This is a genomic window from Pseudomonas sp. GP01-A4, from assembly GCF_058780865.1.
This window is the reverse complement of the sequence record NZ_JBYSWF010000019.1, coordinates 75,565-95,050: the sequence shown is the minus strand read 5'-3', so window position 1 is coordinate 95,050 and position 19,486 is coordinate 75,565. Positions and strand designations below refer to the sequence as shown.

Genomic DNA, 19,486 nt, shown 5'->3' with positions numbered 1-19,486 from the left:
GCCCCACCCACCGCCCGGAGCTGCTGCTGATCATCGGCAGTTGCGTCACGGTGCTGCTGATCATGTCGGTGGTCGCGGTGCTGCTGATTCGCGAACACGCCAACACGTTGCAGGCGGCCCAGCGCACGGCCAATAACATCACCCAACTGATCGACGCCGACGTGCTGCGCAACGTCGAGCTGTACGACTTGTCGATCAAAGGCCTGATCGCCGCCACCGAACGCACTGATTTGGCTGGGGTATCGGCCGGCATCCGTCACCTGGTGCTGTTCGACCGTTCGGAAGCGGCGCCCTACAAAGGCGACATCCTGTTGCTGGACAAGGATGGCAACGTGATCGCCGACTCAGCCCTGCAGACGCCCAAATCCGCCAACTTCGCCGACCGCGATTACTTCCAGGCCCATCGGCAGAATCCCGACCTGGGCCTGTTCATCAGCCGGCCCTTCACGGCGCGCTGCGTGTGTGACGACCAATGGCGTATCGCATTCAGCCGCCGGGTTTCCGGGCCGGATGGGCGATTCCTCGGCGTGGCCGTGGCCACCATGCGCCTGTCGTACTTTCAGCAACTGTTCCGCAGCCTGAATATCGGCAGCGACAGCACCATCAACCTGATCAACCGACAAGGCATCCTGCTGGCCCAGCAGCCGTTGCTGGAACGGGACATGATCGACAAGGACCTCAGCCAGCGGCCCAACGTCGCGCGCATATTGCACGAGCGCGACGGCAACTTTCGCGGCACCTCCAGTGTGGATGAGGAGCACCGCCTGTATACCTTCTCAACGGTGGGCGATTTACCGCTGATCGTCGTCGTGGGGCTGTCCACGAATGACATATTCGCCCCCTGGAAGCGCGCAGCACTGGTGATCAGCGGCGCCACCGGGATTTTGTGCATCGGCCTTTTGTGGCTGACCTGGATGCTCTGCATGGAATTGCGCAGGCGCCACCGTGCCGAACAGGTGCTGTCAGAACTGGCAGCCACCGACGCGCTCACCGGCCTGGCCAACCGCCGTACCCTGGACCAGCGACTGCGCCTGGAATGGGACCGCGCCCAGCGTTCGGCCGAGCCGTTGACGGTGCTGATGATTGACGTGGACCACTTCAAGGCGTTCAACGACCGACATGGCCATCAAGGTGGCGACGAGGCACTGCGCACGGTGGCGCAGGTGATCGAGGGCAATATCCGCCGCCCGGCTGACCTCGCGGCTCGCTATGGTGGGGAAGAATTTGCAGTGGTGCTGCCGCATACCGACAGCCAGGGTGCGCGCGTGATTGCTGAACATATCCGCAGCAGTGTCGAACACCTGCCGCGAGTGGGCGGGGATACGGTGCCGATTACCGTCAGCATCGGCCTCAGTACCTGGACCAAAAACAGCCGCACCACGCTGGAGGAATTACTGCTCAACGCCGACCAGGCGCTGTATGAGGCCAAGCATACCGGGCGTAATCGCGTTGTTGATGCCGGCGCTTTAAAGCCGTGACGCGAAGCGTCACAGGAGGCGTTACCACGCAGAGCGTGGGAACGATCAAAAAAAAGGCCACCCGAAGGCAGCCTTTAAAAACAAAAGGAAAGAGAGTTGTTACTTACACCGCCGCGACGGGACGCATGTAAGAGATCGGTGCGGTGCTGGCATCTTCGAAGGTCACGACTTCCCAGGCATCTGTCTGTGCAATCAGCTTGCGCAGCAGTTGGTTGTTCAGGGCGTGGCCAGACTTGAAGCCTTTGAACTCGCCTATCAGGCTATTGCCCAGCAGGTAGAGGTCACCGATTGCATCGAGGATCTTGTGCTTCACGAATTCGTCTTCATAGCGAAGGCCGTCTTCGTTCAGTACACCATCCGCGTCGACCACAATGGCGTTTTCAACGCTGCCGCCGAGTGCGAGGTTGTGCTTGCGCAGGTACTCGATGTCACTCATGAAACCAAAGGTACGGGCGCGGCTGACTTCTTTTACGAACGAAGTGCTGGAAAAATCCACGCTTGCACTTTGGGTGCGGTCACGGAATACCGGGTGATCGAAATCGATCTCAAAGCTCACTTTAAAGCCTTCGAACGGGACGAAGGTGGCGCGCTTGTCGCCGTCTTCTACTGTCACTTCCCGCAGAATGCGAATGAACTTCTTGGCTGCGTCCTGTTCTTCCAGGCCGGCAGATTGAATCAAGAATACGAAGGGTCCGGCGCTGCCATCCATGATCGGGACTTCGGACGCGGAGAGCTCGACGTAGGCGTTATCGATGCCCAGACCGGCCATGGCCGAGAGCAAGTGCTCCACCGTGTCCACTTTGACGTCACCGTTGACCAACGTGGTCGACATCGTGGTTTCGCCAACATTTTCCGCGCGAGCAGGTATCTGCACCACAGGGTCCAGGTCGGCACGAACAAACACGATGCCGGTGTCGACAGGTGCGGGCTTGAGGGTCAGGTATACCTTCTCCCCGGAGTGCAGACCTACACCTGTGGCACGGATAATATTCTTCAGGGTGCGTTGTTTAATCATGGCTTGGACCGCTTCAGCGCAAATTGCGAACTGGTATCAACAAAGGCTGGCGATAATAGCAGACCAGACCTTTGCTGAACACCAATCACCTTCATAGCCCTGATACATTCCATTAATCGGCCTGACGACGCAGGAAAGCCGGGATGTCCAGGTAGTCCAGGTCATCTTGCGGATTCGGGCTGCGGGATGCAGCAGCACCGGCCTGAGCCTGGTTGCGCATCACGGTCGGACGATCCAGGTCACGATAGTTCACAGACGGCAGTTCCTGGCGCGAAGGCGCTGGAGCGGCAGCTTGCTGGCTGGCGTGGCTGGTATGGACGGTGTTGTCGATGACCTTTACAGGCTTCTCGATTTTCGCACCCAGGCCGGTCGCAACAACGGTCACGTGCAGTTCGTCGCGCATGTCCGGATCGATAACGGTACCGACCTTGACCATGGCGTGCTCGGAAGCGAAGGCTTCGATGATGCTACCCACGTCGGAGTACTCACCCAGGGACAGGTCAGGACCGGCGGTGATGTTCACCAGGATGCCGCGTGCGCCTTGCAGGTTCACGTCTTCCAGCAACGGGTTGCGGATGGCCGCTTCGGTAGCTTCACGTGCACGGTTCGGACCGCTGGCGCAGCCAGTGCCCATCATCGCCATGCCCATTTCGCTCATCACGGTACGTACGTCGGCAAAGTCGACGTTGATCATGCCCGGACGCTTGATGATGTCGGAGATACCGCGAACGGCACCGGCCAGTACATCGTCAGCCTTGGCAAACGCGGACAGCAGGCTTGCGTCCTTGCCGAGGATGGTCAGCAGCTTCTCGTTGGGAATGGTGATCAACGAGTCGACGCTTTCGGACAGCAGACGGATGCCTTCATCGGCGATCTGCATGCGCTTGCGACCTTCGAACGGGAATGGACGAGTCACGACGGCAACCGTCAGGATCCCCATTTCCTTGGCCACTTCGGCAATGATCGGCGCAGCACCGGTACCGGTACCACCGCCCATGCCCGTGGTGATGAACACCATGTTGGTGCCTTGCAGCACTTCAGCGATGCGCTCGCGGTCTTCCAGGGCGGCTTGACGGCCGACTTCCGGATTCGCGCCGGCACCCAGGCCCTTGGTCACGGCTGTGCCCAATTGCAGGATGGTGCGTGCACCGATGCTTTTGAGGGCCTGGGCGTCAGTGTTAGCGCAGATGAATTCAACGCCTTCAATGTTGCTCTTGACCATGTGGTTGACAGCGTTGCCGCCGCCACCGCCGACGCCGATCACTTTGATGACCGGGCTTGCGGGGATGTTGTCTACGAGTTCGAACATTTTCCCTCTCCTTTCATTTCTCTAGTTTTTTCGCCTACTACTTGAAACGGTGTTGCGGTAAATCTTTAGAAATTGCCTTTCACCCAAGCCTGCAACCGCTCGAACAACGGCGCTTTCGCTTCGTCGTCGCTTCTGTAGCTGTCGCGGTTGCTCGGGCCCGACAGGGAAATGCCGTCGGTCTGCTTTTGCAGCCCGTACAACAGCAAGCCCACACCGGTGGAATAAATCGGGTTGCGCACTACGTCGCCCAGGCCTTTCACGCCATGGGGCACGCCCAGGCGGACCGGCATGTGGAAGATTTCCTCGGCCAGTTCGACCGCGCCTTCCATCTTCGAGGTGCCACCGGTCAGCACGATGCCGGCCGGGATCAAATCTTCGTAGCCGCTGCGACGCAGTTCAGCCTGGATCAGGGTGAACAGTTCGTCGTAGCGCGGCTCGACCACTTCGGCCAATGCCTGGCGCGACAGCTCGCGCGGTGGACGGTCGCCCACGCTTGGCACCTTGATGGTTTCACCGGCACCGGCCAGCTTGGCCAGGGCGCAGGCGTAACGGATCTTGATTTCTTCGGCGTACTGGGTCGGTGTGCGCAACGCCATGGCGATGTCGTTGGTCACCTGGTCACCGGCAATCGGGATCACGGCGGTGTGACGAATCGCACCCTCGGTGAAGATCGCGATGTCCGTGGTGCCGCCGCCGATGTCTACCAGGCACACGCCCAGTTCTTTTTCGTCGTCGGTCAGTACCGAGTAAGCCGAAGCCAACTGCTCGAGAATGATGTCGTCGATTTCCAGGCCGCAGCGGCGCACGCATTTTTCAATGTTCTGTGCTGCGTTGACGGCGCAGGTCACTACGTGAACCTTGGCTTCCAGACGTACGCCCGACATGCCCAGGGGCTCGCGAACGCCTTCCTGGTTATCGATCACGTAGTCCTGCGGCAGGGTGTGCAGCACGCGCTGGTCAGCCGGGATCGCCACGGCTTGCGCTGCGTCGAGTACCCGCTCCAGGTCGGCCGAGCTGACTTCGCGGTCGCGAATCGCCACGATGCCGTGGGAATTCAGGCTGCGGATGTGGTTGCCGGCAACGCCGACAAATGCCGAGTGAATCCGGCAACCGGCCATCAGCTGCGCTTCTTCGATGGCGCGCTGGATCGATTGCACGGTGGATTCAATATTCACCACCACGCCCTTCTTCAGGCCCCGGGACGGATGCGTGCCGATTCCGACGATTTCCAGCGTGCCGTCGTCCGCGACCTCGCCTACCAGCGCCACCACCTTGGAGGTGCCGATATCCAGACCGACGATCATTTTGCCGCTTTGCACGTTTGCCATGGGTCCTGCCTCTTCTTAATTCTTCGCGACAGCAGGTTGCGCTGCCGTGGGCGCCGCAGGGGCCCGCCAGCCGACGGCAAGGCCGTTGGCGTAACGCAGGTCGATGCTCGCAATGTTCGTAATCTGTTCTTTCAAGGTCTTTTCATAGATGGCGATAAAACGGCGCATCTTTTCCACCAGGTTGCCGCGTCCCAGCAACAACTCGATGCCCGGGCCGGAACTGCCTGCACCCGTGGTCAAAAACCAGCTGCCCCGCTCGCGCAATTCCAGTCGCGCAATCGAGAAGCCCAACGGCCGCAGCATCTGGCTCAACGCCTGGTACTGCTGCATCACTTGCTGCTGCGCCCGCTGCGGTCCGAACAACTGCGGCAGGTGCTCGTAATTCGCCACTTCGCGAGGTGCAAACGCCTGGCCCTGGTTGTTCAACAGCGCACCATCACCCCAACGGGCCACGGGCAGTTGTTCTTCCAGGCGGATCGTCACTTGATCCGGCCACACGCGACGTACTTCGGCGTGGGCAATCCATGGCATCTGTTCCAGCTCGGAGCGCATGCCTGCCAGGTCGATGGTGAAGAAGCTCGACGCCACAAACGGGGCGATTCGCTGCTGCACGGCTTGCTGGCTGATGTAGCTCAAGTCACCCTGCACGCTGATCTTGGTGATCGGCCGGTCGGCATACGGCAGCAGGCGCTGGGCGCCTTCATACGTACCAAACCCCAGGGCCACCAGGATCACCGGCCAGAACAGCGCCTTGAGAAAACCAAAGTTGGCTTTCGGCATGCGCGCCGACATCGGCTCTTTAGCCACCATTCGGCTGGCACCACGCGGCACCGGCTTGCGGCCGGGAGCGGGTTGCTGATGACGAAGCGATGCGCCGTTCATGGTCTTAGCCTCGTGGCTCTATGCTTGCTGCCAGGATCGCCAGCACCAACTGCTGGAAATCCAGGCCGGCGGCACGAGCGGCCATGGGTACCAGGCTGTGGTCGGTCATCCCGGGTGCAGTGTTGACTTCCAGGAACCAGAAGTTCCCCTGGTCATCCTGCATCACGTCTGCCCGCGCCCAACCGGCGATACCCAGCGCCTCACAGGCTTTCGCCGTGAGGTCCATCAATTCCTGTTCCTTGGCTGCGTCGAGGCCGCACGGGATCCGGTACTGGGTATCGGAGGCCACATACTTGGCGTCGTAGTCGTAAAAGGTGTGGGGCGTGCCCAATGCGATGGGCGGCAATACCTGGCCACGCAGAGTAGCGATGGTGAACTCGGGACCTTGAATCCACTGTTCCACCAACACTTGCGAATCGTAGGTACTGGCCGCTTTCCATGCGTCAATCAATTCGGCGGCTGAGTTCACTTTAGCCATGCCGATACTGGAGCCTTCATGGGCTGGTTTGACGATCAAAGGCAGGCCCAGTTCCTTGGCTGCAGAAATACAATCGTCTTCGCTGCACAGCACGCTGTGACGCGGGGTCGGAATACCCAGGCTGTGCCACACCTGCTTGGTGCGCAACTTGTCCATGGCCAGGGCCGAAGCGAGGATGCCGCTGCCGGTATACGGAATGCCCAGGCACTCCAGCAGGCCCTGCATGCTGCCGTCTTCACCGCCACGGCCGTGAAGAATGATGAAGGCGCGGTCGATCTTCTCGGCCTGCAGGCGCGACAGGAAGTCATCACCCACGTCGATGCCGAACGCATTCACACCGGCACTTTGCAGCGCTTCCAGCACGGCATTGCCGGACTTCAGCGACACTTCACGCTCAGCGCTCTTGCCACCGAACAGCACCGCAACCCGGCCGAAGTCGGCAGGTTGAATGGTCGAGAACAGGGAGCCGTAGTCAGTGGTCATTTCGACTTCCCCTGTGCGGTGGCAAACAGCGGGCTTGCCAGCAATTTAGGGGCGAGGCCACCGATGTCACCGGCACCCTGGCACAGCAGGATGTCGCCGGCACGCAGCAGCGGCTTGACGATCGGCGCCAGGTCCACACCACGCTCGATGTAGATCGGGTCCAACTGGCCGCGTTGACGGATGCTGTTGCACAGCTTGCGGCTGTCGGCACCCGGGATCGGTTCTTCACCGGCCGGGTAGACTTCCATCAGCAGCAACACGTTGGCATCCGCCAGTACATTGACGAAATCGTCGTACAGGTCGCGGGTACGGCTGTAGCGGTGCGGCTGGTACACCATCACCAGGCGGCGTTCCGGCCAGCCACCGCGTACGGCCTTGATCACCGCTGCCACTTCGGTCGGGTGGTGACCGTAGTCGTCCACCAGCATCACGTTGCCGCCGTCCACCGGCAGTTCGCCGTAGACCTGGAAGCGACGACCCACGCCGGCAAAACCCGACAGGCCTTCGACGATGGCTTCATCGCTGACGCCTTCGTCGGAGGCGATGCAGATGGTCGCCAGGGAGTTGAGTACGTTGTGGTTGCCCGGCATGTTCACCGAGACATCCAGCGGCTCGCGGTCAGGACGCAGCACGGTGAAGAAAGTCTGCATGCCTTGCTGGCGCACATTGATCGCGCGCACGTCGCAGTCTTCGCTGAAGCCGTAGGTCACGGTCGGACGCTTCACCAGCGGCAGGATTTCGCGCACCACCGGATCGTCCAGGCACACCACGGCCAGACCGTAGAACGGCAGGTTGTGCAGGAACTCGACGAAGGTTTTCTTCAGTTTGTTGAAGTCACCGTCGTAGGTCGCCATGTGGTCGGCGTCGATGTTGGTCACCACGGCCACCAGCGGTTGCAGGTGCAGGAAGCTGGCGTCGCTTTCATCGGCTTCGGCGATCAGGTAACGGCTGGTCCCCAGTTGTGCATTGGTGCCGGCTGCATTCAGGCGGCCACCGATGACGAACGTCGGGTCCAGGCCACCGGCGGCGAACACCGAGGCGATCAGGCTGGTGGTGGTGGTCTTGCCGTGGGTACCGGCGACGGCGATGCCGTGGCGGTAGCGCATCAGCTCAGCCAGCATTTCGGCACGCGGCACTACGGGAATGCGGCGTTCAAGGGCGGTGGCCACCTCCGGGTTGGAGGTGTTCACAGCGCTGGAGACCACCAGCACGTCGGCTTCGGCAGCGTTCTCGGCGCGGTGGCCGATAAAGATTTTTGCGCCAAACGATTCCAGGCGCTCGGTGACCGGCGACATTTTCAGATCGGAGCCGGACACCTGGTAACCCAGGTTCAGCAACACTTCGGCGATCCCGCACATGCCCACGCCTCCGATACCGACGAAGTGGATGCGACGGATGCGGCGCATTTCCGGCTGTGGCATGGCTTTCTGATTCTCAACCATGGGCCACCTCCAGGCAGATATCGACCACGGTGCGGGTTGCGTCAGGTTTGGCCAGGCGGCTTGCGGTGCTCGCCATGCTGTTCAGTCGTTCCGGTTGCATCAAAACCTCGGTCAGGCGTGCGGCCAAATCGGCGGCGCCAGTCGTTCTTTGCGGCAGCAGGAAGGCAGCGCCCTCCCCGGCCAAATATTCGGCGTTGCGGGTCTGGTGATCGTCGATCGCGTGGGGCAAAGGCACCAGCAAGGACGGCAGACCGGCGGCGGCCAGTTCACTGACGGTCAACGCACCTGCGCGACAGACCACCAGGTCGGCCCAGCCATAGGCTTGGGCCATGTCTTTGATGAAGGGCTGCACATTCGCCTCCACACCCGCATCGCGATAACGCGTCGCGGTCACTTCATCGTGGTTCTTGCCGGCCTGATGGAAGATCTCCGGGCGCAGCTCCACGGGGAGTTGCGACACCGCTTCAGGCAGCAATTTGTTCAACGGTTCGGCGCCCAGGCTTCCGCCCAGGATCAACAGGTGCGCCTTGCGACCGGCCAATGGCTGGCGGGCGATGTCCATGAACAGTTCGGTACGCACCGGGTTGCCGGTGGTACGCAACTTGTCCGCGGCACCAAAGGTCTTCGGAAACGCCTCGCATACCCGTGCAGCCAAGGGCACCAGCAGGCGGTTGGCAGTGCCGGCCACGGCATTCTGCTCGTGGACGATCACTGGCACGCCGGCGAGTCTTGCCGCAACACCGCCCGGGCCGGTCACGTAGCCACCAAAGCCCAGCACGCATACCGGCTTCACTTCGCGGATCACCTTGCGCGCTTGCCACACGGCCTTGAGCAACACGAACGGCGCCTTCAGCAGGGACAATTTGCCCTTGCCACGCAAGCCGGTGACGTTGATCAAATGCAGCGGCAAGCCGGCATTCGGTACCAGATCGTTTTCGATGCCGCGCGGCGTACCGAGCCAATGCACGGTGTAGCCACGATTCTGGAACTCACGGGCACAGGCCAGCGCCGGGAACACGTGGCCACCGGTGCCGCCTGCCATGATCAGCACGTTAGCGCCCATGGTTCGGCTCCTCGGCGAAGTCGCTTTCGCTGAACTCCATCTCTTCGCTGCCCAGGTGGGTCCGACTCTCCCACTCGATGCGCAGCAACAACCCGAGACAGGCGCAGCAAATCACCAACGAGCTGCCGCCGTAGCTGAGGAACGGCAAGGTCAGGCCCTTGGTCGGCAGCAGGCCGACGTTCACCCCGATGTTGATCAGGAACTGGCCGATCCACAGGAACGACAAGCCGTACGCCACGTAGGCGGCGAAATATTGCTTGGCCTTTTCGGCCCACAAGCCGATGTACATGCCGCGAACACACACGAACACGAACAGCGCGACGGTGCACAGCGAACCGACCACACCCAGCTCTTCGGCGAGTACCGAGAACACGAAGTCGGTGTGGGCTTCCGGCAGGTAGAACTGCTTCTGCACGCTATTGCCCAGGCCCACGCCCAGCCACTCACCGCGACCGAAGGCGATCAACGCCTGGGTCAGTTGGTAGCCGGAACCGAACTGATCGGACCACGGGTCGGTAAAGGTAATCAGACGGGCCATCCGGTAGGGTTGCGCCTGCACCAGAATGGTCACGGCGGCCACCGCCAGCACCACCATCAGGGTGAAGCGGAACAGGCCGACGCCACCGAGGAACAGCATCGCCGCCGCCGCGCCCATCATTACAACGGTGGCACCGAAGTCCGGCTCCATCAGCAACAGGCCGGCCATGGGCAGCAGCACGATGAACGGCTTGAAGAAGCCCATCCAGCTTTCGCGTACTTCTTTCTGGCGCCGCACCAGGTAGCCGGCGAGGTAGATCACCACGAACACCTTGGCGATTTCCGAGGGCTGCACGTTGAACGCACCGAAGCCGATCCAGCGCATCGAGCCGTTCACCTCACGCCCGATGCCGGGCAGGATCACCATCACCAACAGGCCGAAGGCGCCCACCAGCATCAGCCAACCCAGGCGCTGCCAGGTGGCGATCGGGATCATCATGGTGACGATGCATGCGCCAAGGCCAATCACCAGGTACACCAGGTGACGGATCATCATGTACAGGGTGTTGCCCGATTGCACCGCAGCCACTTCCGAGGAGGCCGAGGTGATCATCACCAGGCCCAGGCCCAGCAGCGCGAGGCAACCGGCGAGCATCGGGAAGTCCAGGTCGATACCGCGCCCGGTAATGATCGGCGACGGGTACGGCTTGATGATGTTACGGAAATTGATACTCATGCCAAGGCCTCCACGGCGCGGGCGAACAGCTGGCCGCGCTCTTCGTAGTTCTTGAACATGTCGAAACTGGCGCAGGCAGGCGACAGCAGCACCACGTCGCCCGGCTGAGCCAAGGCTTTGGATTGGGCGATGGCATCGTCCAGGGACTGCGCGCGCACCTGCGGTACGGCGTCGCCCAGGGCATCGGCGATCAGGCCGGAATCACGACCCATCAACACCACGGCGCGGCAGTTGGCGGCGACCGGGCCTTTAAGGTCCTTGAAGTCGGCACCCTTGCCGTCGCCACCGGCAATCAGCACGACCTTGCCCTGAATGTCGGCACCCAAGCCTTCGATGGCAGCGAGTGCCGCACCGACGTTGGTGGCCTTGGAATCGTTGTAATAGCCAACGCCATCCAGCTCGCGAACCCACTGGCAGCGATGCTCAAGGCCGGCAAAGCTGCGCAGGGCCGAGAGCATGGCGTCGAACGGCAAGCCAACTGCGTGACCGAGCGCCAGCGCCGCCAGGGCGTTGGCCTGGTTGTGGGCACCACGGATTTTCAGTTCGCGCACCGGCATCAGGTTCTGGAATTCGAAGGCCAGGTATTTCTCGCCGTTCTCTTCCCGAAGGCCGAAGGCCTTGAAGTCAGGCTTGTTCAGGCCGAAGGTCCAGCACGGCAGACCTTCGCCGATCAGCGGACGGCTCAGGGCATCCTGACGGTTCACCACCACTTGCCGCGCGCCACGGAAGATCCGGTGCTTGGCCAGGTGATACGCCGGCAGACCGCTGTAGCGGTCCATGTGGTCTTCGCTGACGTTGAGCACGGTGGCCACTTCGGCGTTGAGCTGGTCAGTGGTTTCCAGCTGGAAGCTCGACAGCTCCATCACGTACAGCTCGACGTCGTCGTTGAGCAGGTCCAGCGCCGGCGTGCCGAGGTTGCCGCCCACGGCCACGCGCTTGCCGGCCGCAGCCGCCATCTCGCCCACCAGGGTGGTGACGGTGCTTTTGGCATTGGAACCACTGATGGCCACGATCGGCGCCTTCGCGTTACGCGCGAACAGCTCGATATCGCCGGACAACTTCACGCCACGGGCCGCCGCCGCTTGCAGGGCCGGGGTCGCCAGGGCCAGGCCGGGGCTCACGTAGAGCTCATCGGCACGGCACAGAAACTCGACATCCAGCTCGCCACAACGCACTTCCACGTGCGGGTAGTCACGGCGCAGCGTGACCAGCTCCGGTGGATTTTCCCGCGTATCGGCCACGGCAAACGACGTGCCCCGGTTCGCCAGGAAGCGAACCAGGGACATGCCGCTCTTGCCGAGGCCGACAACGATGCGGAAGTGGTCTGAAGCGATCAGGGACACTCGTTTCTACCTCAGTTTCAGGGTGGCAAGGCCGAACAGAACCAGAATCACGGTGATAATCCAGAAACGGACAATCACCCGCGGCTCAGGCCAGCCCTTGAGTTCAAAGTGGTGGTGAATCGGCGCCATGCGGAATACGCGGCGCCCGGTCAATTTGAAGGAGGCAACCTGGATCACCACCGACAGGGTTTCCATCACGAACACACCGCCCATGATGAACAGGACGATTTCCTGGCGGACGATCACCGCGATGGTGCCCAGGGCCGCGCCCAGCGCCAGTGCGCCGACGTCGCCCATGAAGACTTGTGCGGGGTAGGTGTTGAACCACAGGAAGCCCAGGCCCGCACCGATCAACGCGCCGCAGAACACAATCAGTTCGCCTGCGCCCGGTACATACGGGATCAGCAGGTATTCAGCGAATTTCACGTTACCCGACAGGTAGCAGAAGATGCCGAGGGCGCCGCCCACCATCACCGTCGGCATGATCGCCAGGCCGTCGAGGCCGTCCGTCAGGTTGACCGCGTTGCTGGAGCCGACGATCACGAAGTAGGTCAGCACCACGAAGCCGACGCCCAGTGGAATGCTGGCGTCCTTGAGCATCGGGATGATCAGGGTGGTTTCCACCGCGCTTGGCGCAGTCATGAACAGGAAGATCGCCGCGCCGAGGCCGAACACCGACTGCCAGAAATACTTCCAGCGGCTAGGCAGCCCCTTGGAGTTCTTCTCGATCACCTTGCGGTAGTCATCTACCCAACCGATGGCGCCGAACAGCAGGGTCACCAGCAGCACGGTCCAGACATAACGGTTATGCAGGTCAGCCCACAGCAGCGTACTGATGCCGATGGACGACAGGATCAACGCACCGCCCATGGTCGGGGTGCCGGATTTGGACAGGTGCGACTGCGGGCCGTCGTTGCGTACCGACTGGCCAATCTGCAGGTTTTGCAGGGTACGGATCATCCATGGCCCGAGGAACAGCGACAACGACAGCGCGGTCAGCACACCCAGGATCCCGCGCAGGGTCAGGTACTGAAAGACCGCGAAGCCTTTGTGGAACTGTTGCAGATACTCAGCCAGCAGCAGCAGCATTAATGTTTCTCCGTACTTGAGCCACACAAGGCCGCGACGACGTTTTCCATCACCGCGCTGCGCGATCCCTTGATCAAAATAGTGGTGTGTTTGTCTTGTTCAGCCGCACTCAGTGCCTGGATCAGTTCGGCCTGGCTGGCGAAATGCCTGGCGCCCGGCCCGAAGGTGTCCACGGCGTGCAGCATGTTCGGGCCAACGGCGTAAAGGGCATCGACCTTGCCGGCGGCGTACGCGCCGACTTCACGGTGAGACTGTTCGGCCCACTCGCCCAGCTCGGCGATATCTCCCAGCACCAGCACCTTGCGACCGTCGAAGCTGGTCAGCAGGTCGATGGCGGCACAGATCGAGGACTGGTTGGCGTTGTAGGTGTCATCAATCACGCGCATGCCGTTGCTGGCCAGTTGCGCGACGGTGCGGCCCTTGACCGGTTGCACGGCGCCAAGGCCGGTGGCGATGCCAAACAACGACACGCCCAGCACGTGGGCGGCGGCGGCGGCAGCCAGGGCATTGGCGACGTTGTGGTTGCCCAGCAGGTTCAGTTGTACGTGCTCGTCACCTCGCGGGGTATGCAGGGTGAAGGACGGGCAGCCACGGGCGTCGGCCTTGATATTCGAGGCATGGAAATCGGCAGCGGCGTTGTGCACCGCGAAGCTCAACACCTTGCGACCGGCGGCACGTACACGCCAGGTTTCGAAGGCCTTGTCATCGAGGTTCAGCACGGCAGTGCCGGATGCGTCGAGGCCTTCGATGATTTCGCCCTTGGCTTCGACGATCTTTTCAGGGCCGCCAAACTCGCCGACGTGGGCAGTACCGGCGTTGCTGATCACCGCGACATGAGGCTTGGTCATGGCCACGGTGTAGGCGATTTCGCCGATGCGCGAAGCACCCAGCTCAATGACGGCCGCCGTGTGTTCCGGGGCCAGTTCGAGCAGGGTCAGCGGAGCGCCGAAGTCATTGTTCAGGTTGCCACGGGTCGCCAGGACCGGGCCGCGCGTGCGCAGGATGCCGGCCAGCAGTTCCTTGACCGTGGTCTTGCCGCTGGAACCGGTGATCGCCGCAACAGGCTTGGTGAAGGCGGCACGGTTCAGCGCCCCCAGTTGGCCGAGGGCCAGGCGGGTGTCGGCGACCAGCAATTGTGGCAGCGTCGAGTCAGCGACTTCGCGCTGCACCAGAGCGCCGACAGCGCCTTTGGCAGCGACGTCATTCAGGTAGTCATGGCCATCGAAACTCGGGCCGGCCAAGGCGACAAACAGTTGCCCGGGCTTGATCGTCCGGCTGTCGATGCTGACGCCATCAAAGCTGCAATCAGCCGACAGCACACGGGCCGACAAGGCCTGGGTCAGTTCGCTGAATTTAAGCGGCTTAAGCATGAGCCACCTCCCACGCGGTCAGGGCATGATCAGCCTCGACCAGATCGGAGAAGGCGTGGCGTTCGCCGTTGATTTCCTGATAGTCCTCGTGACCTTTACCGGCCAGCACCACCACGTCGTCAGCACTTGCGCCGGCGATCAATTGGGCGATGGCTGCACCGCGACCGGCGACGAACGTCGCCTTGGACGCATCTTTAAAGCCGACACGAATGTCATCGAAAATCTGGCTTGGGTCTTCGCTGCGCGGGTTGTCGTCAGTGACTAGCACACCGTCGGCCAGGCGCTCGACGATTTCCGCCATCAGCGGGCGCTTGCCGCGATCGCGGTCACCGCCACAGCCGAACAGGCACAGCAATTTACCCTTGGCGTGGGGGCGCAGGGCCTGCAGGATTTTTTCCAGGGCGTCCGGCGTGTGGGCGTAATCGACCACCACCAGCGGCTGGGTGCCGCCGCCGAGGCGTTGCATGCGACCGGCCGGGCCTTCCAGCTTCGGCAACACCCGCAGGATTTCGTCGAGGGCGTAATCCAGGCCAAGCAAGGCACCGACGGCGGCCAATACGTTGCTCAGGTTGAAACGCCCGAGCAAGGTGCTGCGCAAATGGTGCTCGCCCTGTGGCGTAACCAGCGTGGCGCGCACGCCTTCGTCATCAAAGGTGGCTTCACGGCAATACAGGTAGGCGCTGGAGTCTTCCAGGCTGTAGCTGATCAGGCGACCGTCGCCTTGGGCGGCGGCCAGTTGGCGACCGAATTCGTCGTCCAGGTTGACCACCCGGCACTTCAGGTCATTCCAGGCAAACAGCCGGGCCTTGGTGGCGGCGTAGGCCTCCATGGTCCCGTGGTAATCCAGGTGATCGCGGGACAGGTTGGTCATCACCGCCACGTCGAACGCCAGGGCAGTCACGCGCCCCTGGTCCAGACCGTGGGACGAGACTTCCATGGCAACCGCCTTGGCACCGGCCTTTTTCAGGTCGGCCAGGGTCGCTTGCACGGCAATCGGGTTAGGCGTGGTGTGCAGCCCGCTTTGCAGCGCGCCGTAGAAACCGGTGCCCAGGGTGCCGACGATGCCGCAATGCTGACCCAGCAGGTCAAGCGCCTGGGCAACCAATTGGGTCACGCTGGTCTTGCCGTTGGTACCGGTCACGCCCACCAGGTTCAGGGTGCGGCTCGGGTCGCCATAAAAGCGCCCGGCGATGTCCGACAATTGCGCAGCCAGGCCCTTGACCGGAATCAAAGGCACGTCGGTGATCGGCAGCACGGTGGCGCCTTCCACTTCATAGGCTACTGCCGCAGCGCCGCGTTGCAGCGCGTCGGCGATATGGTCACGGCCGTCGAACTTGCCACCCGGCACTGCCAGGAACAGGTCGCCGGCACGCACATTACGGCTGTCCAGGGTCAACTCGCGAATCAGCAGATCGCGGCCGGCGTGGGCAAAAATCTTGTTCAGGCTCAGAGACATCAGCCGCGCCCTCCATTGGCTTTTACAGCAGCGGCCGGCGGGCCGGCGTTCGCTTGTTGGGTAGCCGGCAGGTTGTCCGGCGTGATGTTCATCAGGCGCAACGTCCCGGACATCACCTTGCTGAACACCGGCGCCGATACCAGGCCACCGAAGTAACCGGCTTTGCTCGGCTCATCGATCACCACGACGATGGCGTAGCGCGGATCGCTCATCGGGCCGAAGCCTGCGAACAGCGAGCGGTAGGAGTTTTCGGCGTAGCCCTTGGTACCCACGGCGGTTTTACGCGCGGTACCGGACTTGCCTGCCACGTGATACGCCGGCACCTGGGCACGGAACACGCCACGTGGTGCTTCGATCACTTGTTGCAGCATGCCTTGCATGGTCTTCGCGACGTTTTCCGGGATCACCTGGGTCGCAGGCGGCGCCTCGTCCAGGTGGATCAGGCTCAGCGGCACCATGCGGCCGTTGTTGGCCAGCACCGAGAAGGCGTGGGCCAGCTGGATGGCTGTTACCGACAGGCCATAACCGTAGGAAAGCGTGGCGGTCTCGGCTTTTTTCCAGTCACGGTAGTTCGGCAGGTTGCCCACACGTTCGCCCGGGAAGTCCAGGCCGGTGGGTTGCCCCAGGCCGACTTTCTGCGCGAGGTGGTAGATGGCTTCGCCGCCGATATCGAAGGCGACTTTACTCATGCCCACGTTACTGGAGTTGATCAGGATACCTGTCAAATCCAGCACCGGACCTTCGGTGCGCGACACGTCACGAATGGTGTATTTGCCCAGCTGCAATGTGCCCGGGTAAACCTCGACCTTATCGGCCGGTTTCCAGCGCCCGGTTTCCAGGGCGGCACTCATGGAAATGGCTTTCATGGTCGAACCCGGCTCGAACACGTCGATCATGGCGCGGTTGCGCATCATCGCCGGTTGCAGGTTGCGACGGTTGTTGGGGTTGTAGGTCGGCTGGTTGACCATGGCGAGAATCTCGCCGGTCTTCACGTCCATGATCACCAGGCTGCCGGCTTTCGCACCGTTCTCGATGATCGCGTTACGCAGCTCACGGTTGGCCAGGTATTGCAGGCGCAGGTCAATCGACAACGCCAAGGGCTTACCGGCCTTGGCGTTTTTGGTGACCTGGACATCCTTGATCAGTCTGCCGCGCCGATCCTTGATGACCTGTCGTTTGCCGGGAACCCCGGCCAGCCATTCGTCGTAGGCGAGTTCCACGCCTTCGCGACCGTGATCATCAATGTCGGTGAAACCCACCATATGGGCAGTGGTTTCGCCGGCCGGGTAGAAACGCCGAAATTCCTCGATGCCGTAGACACCGGGGACTTTAAGGTCGAGTACTTGCTGGCCTTGTTCGGGGGTGAGCCCGCGAACCAGGTAGATGAATTCTTTATTGGCCTGGGCTTCGAGGCGTTCGCTCAGGGCTTTCGGGTCCTGGCCCAGGGCGGCAGCCAGTTCCGGCCATTTGTCCTTGGCGGTCTGCATTTCCTTGGCGTTGGCCCACAGGGTGGTCACCGGGGTACTGACGGCCAGGGGCTCGCCATTACGGTCGGTGATCAGGCCGCGGTGTGCAGGAATCGGGATATGCCGCAGGCTACGGGCATCGCCCTGGCCGATCAGGAAGTCACGGTCCACCACTTGCAGGTCGATAATCCGCCAGGCAATCGCGCCCACCATCAGTGCCAGCAACCCCAGCACTACGCGGAAACGCCACGGGTAGAGTGCGCCCTCGAGTTTCATCATGGCGCCACCATGCGAACTTCTGCAGCGCCCGGGATGTGCATCTTCAGTTGTTCAGTGGCCAGCACTTCGATGCGGCTGTGGGCCGTCCAGGTACTTTGCTCGAGGATCAATCGGCCCCACTCCGCCTGCGCCTTGTCGCGCACGCTCAATTCCCCGTACAGGGTATTGAGCAGTTGACGGTTGTAGTGGGCGCTGTAGGACACCGCAATCGCGGACACCAGCACGCCAACAAATAGCAGCAACATAAAGAAGCTGCCGCCCGGAAGGGGCTTGGCGAAAAGCTTGCTCACCGCAACTTCTCCGCAACGCGCATGACAGCGCTACGGGCACGTGGGTTGGCCTTGAGTTCGGCTTCGGAAGCGAACTGCGCTTTGCCATGGATTTTGATTTTCGGCACAAAAGCTTCGTAACGCACCGGCAGGTTGCGCGGCAGGTTGTCGGACTCGCCCTTGACCAGGCGACGCATGAACAATTTGACGATGCGGTCTTCCAGGGAGTGGAAGCTGATCACCACCAGGCGACCGCCCACTTCCAGAGCTTCCAGGGCGGCTTCGAGGCCGGCTTCCAGGTCGCCCAATTCGTTGTTGACGTGAATACGCAGGCCCTGGAACGCACGGGTTGCCGGGTTCTTGCCCTTTTCCCATGCAGGGTTGGCGACTTTCAGCACCTCAGCCAGGTCGGCCGTGCGCTCGAACGGCTGGATTTCCCGGCGTTCGACCACGGCACGCGCCATGCGGCCAGCGAAGCGCTCTTCGCCGTATTCCTTGAACACACGGGTGATTTCTTCGTGGGGAGCGGTAGCGATGAACTGCGCGGCGCTGATGCCACGGCTTGGGTCCATGCGCATGTCCAGCGGGCCGTCGTTCATGAAACTGAAGCCACGCTCAGGGTCGTCCAGCTGTGGGGAAGACACGCCCAGGTCCAGCAGAACCCCGGCCACCTTGCCCGCCATGCCACGTTCGGCGACTTCTGCACCGAGCTCGGCAAAGCTGCGCTGCACAACGACAAAGCGGCCGTCTTCGGCCGCTAGCGCTTGCCCGGTGGCAATCGCTTGAGGGTCTTTGTCGAACCCGAGGAGCTTACCGTCCGGACCCAGCTGGCTGAGGATCAGCCGACTGTGCCCGCCCCTGCCGAAGGTGCCATCCAAATAGCAGCCATCCGCGCGTACGGCGAGAGCCTCAACGGCTTCGTCAAGCAGTACGGTGATGTGGTTAAAGCCGCTATCAATAGTCACAGGATCAAATCACGCAGTTCATCAGGCATGGCGCCCGGTTGTTGAATAGCAGCCAGGTCAGCTGCAGAAACAGCATCCCAGGCATCTTCGTCCCACAATTGGAACTTGTTCAGTTGGCCTACCAGCATCGCGCGCTTGTCCAATTTGGCGTATTCGCGCAGACGCGGTGGAACCAGGAAACGACCACTGCCATCGAGTTCGAGGTCGACGGCATTACCAATCAGCAAGCGTTGCAGGCGGCGGTTCTCTTCACGCAGTGAAGGCAGTGCACGCAACTTGGTTTCAATCAGCTCCCACTCATCGAGCGGGTACACACATAAACAGGGATCAACGGCATCGATGGTGATGATTAATTGCCCGGAACTTCGCGAAATGAGCTCGTCACGATACCGGCTCGGCATGGCGAGACGGCCTTTTGCATCGAGACTGATAGCGTTAGCTCCGCGAAACACAGATGCGTTTCTCCAAATTTTAGCGTTTTACGTTCAAAAAACCCACTTTGTGCCACTTTCCGCCACTTGCGCACACTATAGGAATGCGCCCACCACACCGTCAAGG

General features: G+C 61.8%; 17 protein-coding genes. 1 reads left to right on the top strand and 16 read right to left on the bottom strand.

From position 1 onward, the window contains the following. The coding region (locus tag AC3WKX_RS13925) for a diguanylate cyclase (RefSeq protein ID WP_102607471.1) at nucleotides 1-1,478 on the top strand (1,478 nt) is incomplete at its 5' end. A 103-nt stretch (nucleotides 1,479-1,581) separates the two neighbouring features. Here the strand turns inward: AC3WKX_RS13925 and lpxC are convergent. The 16 genes from lpxC to mraZ all read right to left on the bottom strand — a co-directional run bounded on the left by lpxC (nucleotide 1,582) and on the right by mraZ (nucleotide 19,380). Next, a complete protein-coding gene (lpxC, locus tag AC3WKX_RS13920; RefSeq protein WP_003216227.1) occupies nucleotides 1,582-2,493 on the bottom strand; it encodes a UDP-3-O-acyl-N-acetylglucosamine deacetylase in 912 nt (303 codons plus the stop codon). 112 nt (nucleotides 2,494-2,605) lie between these two features. After that, the gene (gene ftsZ, locus AC3WKX_RS13915) at nucleotides 2,606-3,802 is read right to left on the bottom strand and encodes a cell division protein FtsZ (protein WP_003216225.1); all 1,197 of its coding nucleotides are present in this window, start codon (nucleotides 3,800-3,802) and stop codon (nucleotides 2,606-2,608) included. Nucleotides 3,803-3,867: 65 nt separating this feature from the next. Beyond that, nucleotides 3,868-5,130: a cell division protein FtsA gene (ftsA, locus tag AC3WKX_RS13910; RefSeq protein WP_003216224.1), complete on the bottom strand. Its 1,263-nt coding sequence runs from the start codon at nucleotides 5,128-5,130 to the stop codon at nucleotides 3,868-3,870. Nucleotides 5,131-5,145: 15 nt separating this feature from the next. Next, complete coding sequence (locus AC3WKX_RS13905) at nucleotides 5,146-6,012, bottom strand: cell division protein FtsQ/DivIB (protein WP_023659197.1); 867 nt, start codon at nucleotides 6,010-6,012, stop codon at nucleotides 5,146-5,148. A gap of 4 nt (nucleotides 6,013-6,016) precedes the next feature. After that, entirely contained in the window at nucleotides 6,017-6,973 is a 957-nt protein-coding gene (locus AC3WKX_RS13900) for a D-alanine--D-alanine ligase (RefSeq protein ID WP_003216220.1), read from the bottom strand. Further along, on the bottom strand, nucleotides 6,970-8,415 hold the full coding sequence (murC, locus tag AC3WKX_RS13895) for a UDP-N-acetylmuramate--L-alanine ligase (protein ID WP_102604714.1): 1,446 nt from the start codon (nucleotides 8,413-8,415) through the stop codon (nucleotides 6,970-6,972). Before murC ends, AC3WKX_RS13900 begins: the two co-directional genes overlap by 4 nt. Then, entirely contained in the window at nucleotides 8,408-9,478 is a 1,071-nt protein-coding gene (gene murG / locus AC3WKX_RS13890) for an undecaprenyldiphospho-muramoylpentapeptide beta-N-acetylglucosaminyltransferase (RefSeq protein WP_003216217.1), read from the bottom strand. Before murG ends, murC begins: the two co-directional genes overlap by 8 nt. Further along, nucleotides 9,468-10,691 carry a putative lipid II flippase FtsW gene (ftsW, locus tag AC3WKX_RS13885; protein ID WP_003216215.1) on the bottom strand — a complete coding sequence of 408 codons (1,224 nt, stop codon included), beginning with the start codon at nucleotides 10,689-10,691 and terminating at the stop codon, nucleotides 9,468-9,470. The genes murG and ftsW overlap by 11 nt, the downstream gene beginning before the upstream one ends. After that, nucleotides 10,688-12,034, bottom strand: a complete 1,347-nt coding sequence (gene murD, locus AC3WKX_RS13880; protein WP_076014386.1) for a UDP-N-acetylmuramoyl-L-alanine--D-glutamate ligase — start codon at nucleotides 12,032-12,034, stop codon at nucleotides 10,688-10,690. The genes ftsW and murD overlap by 4 nt, the downstream gene beginning before the upstream one ends. A gap of 6 nt (nucleotides 12,035-12,040) precedes the next feature. Beyond that, nucleotides 12,041-13,123 (bottom strand): phospho-N-acetylmuramoyl-pentapeptide-transferase, encoded by a 1,083-nt coding sequence (mraY, locus tag AC3WKX_RS13875; protein WP_008434230.1) that lies wholly within the window; start codon nucleotides 13,121-13,123, stop codon nucleotides 12,041-12,043. Then, nucleotides 13,123-14,493 carry a UDP-N-acetylmuramoyl-tripeptide--D-alanyl-D-alanine ligase gene (locus tag AC3WKX_RS13870; protein ID WP_102604713.1) on the bottom strand — a complete coding sequence of 457 codons (1,371 nt, stop codon included), beginning with the start codon at nucleotides 14,491-14,493 and terminating at the stop codon, nucleotides 13,123-13,125. Before AC3WKX_RS13870 ends, mraY begins: the two co-directional genes overlap by 1 nt. Further along, complete coding sequence (locus AC3WKX_RS13865; RefSeq protein WP_003216207.1) at nucleotides 14,486-15,949, bottom strand: UDP-N-acetylmuramoyl-L-alanyl-D-glutamate--2,6-diaminopimelate ligase; 1,464 nt, start codon at nucleotides 15,947-15,949, stop codon at nucleotides 14,486-14,488. Before AC3WKX_RS13865 ends, AC3WKX_RS13870 begins: the two co-directional genes overlap by 8 nt. Then, the gene (locus tag AC3WKX_RS13860) at nucleotides 15,949-17,691 is read right to left on the bottom strand and encodes a peptidoglycan D,D-transpeptidase FtsI family protein (protein WP_166742205.1); all 1,743 of its coding nucleotides are present in this window, start codon (nucleotides 17,689-17,691) and stop codon (nucleotides 15,949-15,951) included. The genes AC3WKX_RS13865 and AC3WKX_RS13860 overlap by 1 nt, the downstream gene beginning before the upstream one ends. Next, nucleotides 17,691-17,984: a cell division protein FtsL gene (gene ftsL / locus AC3WKX_RS13855; RefSeq protein WP_003216203.1), complete on the bottom strand. Its 294-nt coding sequence runs from the start codon at nucleotides 17,982-17,984 to the stop codon at nucleotides 17,691-17,693. Before ftsL ends, AC3WKX_RS13860 begins: the two co-directional genes overlap by 1 nt. Beyond that, nucleotides 17,981-18,928, bottom strand: coding sequence for a 16S rRNA (cytosine(1402)-N(4))-methyltransferase RsmH (rsmH, locus tag AC3WKX_RS13850; protein WP_003216201.1), 948 nt, complete (start codon nucleotides 18,926-18,928; stop codon nucleotides 17,981-17,983). Before rsmH ends, ftsL begins: the two co-directional genes overlap by 4 nt. Beyond that, complete coding sequence (gene mraZ, locus AC3WKX_RS13845; protein WP_003171868.1) at nucleotides 18,925-19,380, bottom strand: division/cell wall cluster transcriptional repressor MraZ; 456 nt, start codon at nucleotides 19,378-19,380, stop codon at nucleotides 18,925-18,927. The genes rsmH and mraZ overlap by 4 nt, the downstream gene beginning before the upstream one ends. Nucleotides 19,381-19,486: the final 106 nt, after the last annotated feature.

Excerpts from the sequence above, each read along its gene's own strand:
- ftsW (WP_003216215.1), bottom strand. The coding sequence starts at position 10,691 with ATGAGTATCAATTTCCGTAACATCATCAAGCCGTACCCGTCGCCGATC.
- lpxC (WP_003216227.1), bottom strand. The coding sequence starts at position 2,493 with ATGATTAAACAACGCACCCTGAAGAATATTATCCGTGCCACAGGTGTA.
- murG (WP_003216217.1), bottom strand. The coding sequence starts at position 9,478 with ATGGGCGCTAACGTGCTGATCATGGCAGGCGGCACCGGTGGCCACGTG.
- murC (WP_102604714.1), bottom strand. The coding sequence starts at position 8,415 with ATGGTTGAGAATCAGAAAGCCATGCCACAGCCGGAAATGCGCCGCATC.
- AC3WKX_RS13860 (WP_166742205.1), bottom strand. The coding sequence starts at position 17,691 with ATGAAACTCGAGGGCGCACTCTACCCGTGGCGTTTCCGCGTAGTGCTG.
- mraY (WP_008434230.1), bottom strand. The coding sequence starts at position 13,123 with ATGCTGCTGCTGCTGGCTGAGTATCTGCAACAGTTCCACAAAGGCTTC.
- AC3WKX_RS13905 (WP_023659197.1), bottom strand. The coding sequence starts at position 6,012 with ATGAACGGCGCATCGCTTCGTCATCAGCAACCCGCTCCCGGCCGCAAG.
- AC3WKX_RS13900 (WP_003216220.1), bottom strand. The coding sequence starts at position 6,973 with ATGACCACTGACTACGGCTCCCTGTTCTCGACCATTCAACCTGCCGAC.
- AC3WKX_RS13870 (WP_102604713.1), bottom strand. The coding sequence starts at position 14,493 with ATGCTTAAGCCGCTTAAATTCAGCGAACTGACCCAGGCCTTGTCGGCC.
- ftsA (WP_003216224.1), bottom strand. The coding sequence starts at position 5,130 with ATGGCAAACGTGCAAAGCGGCAAAATGATCGTCGGTCTGGATATCGGC.
- ftsZ (WP_003216225.1), bottom strand. The coding sequence starts at position 3,802 with ATGTTCGAACTCGTAGACAACATCCCCGCAAGCCCGGTCATCAAAGTG.
- AC3WKX_RS13865 (WP_003216207.1), bottom strand. The coding sequence starts at position 15,949 with ATGTCTCTGAGCCTGAACAAGATTTTTGCCCACGCCGGCCGCGATCTG.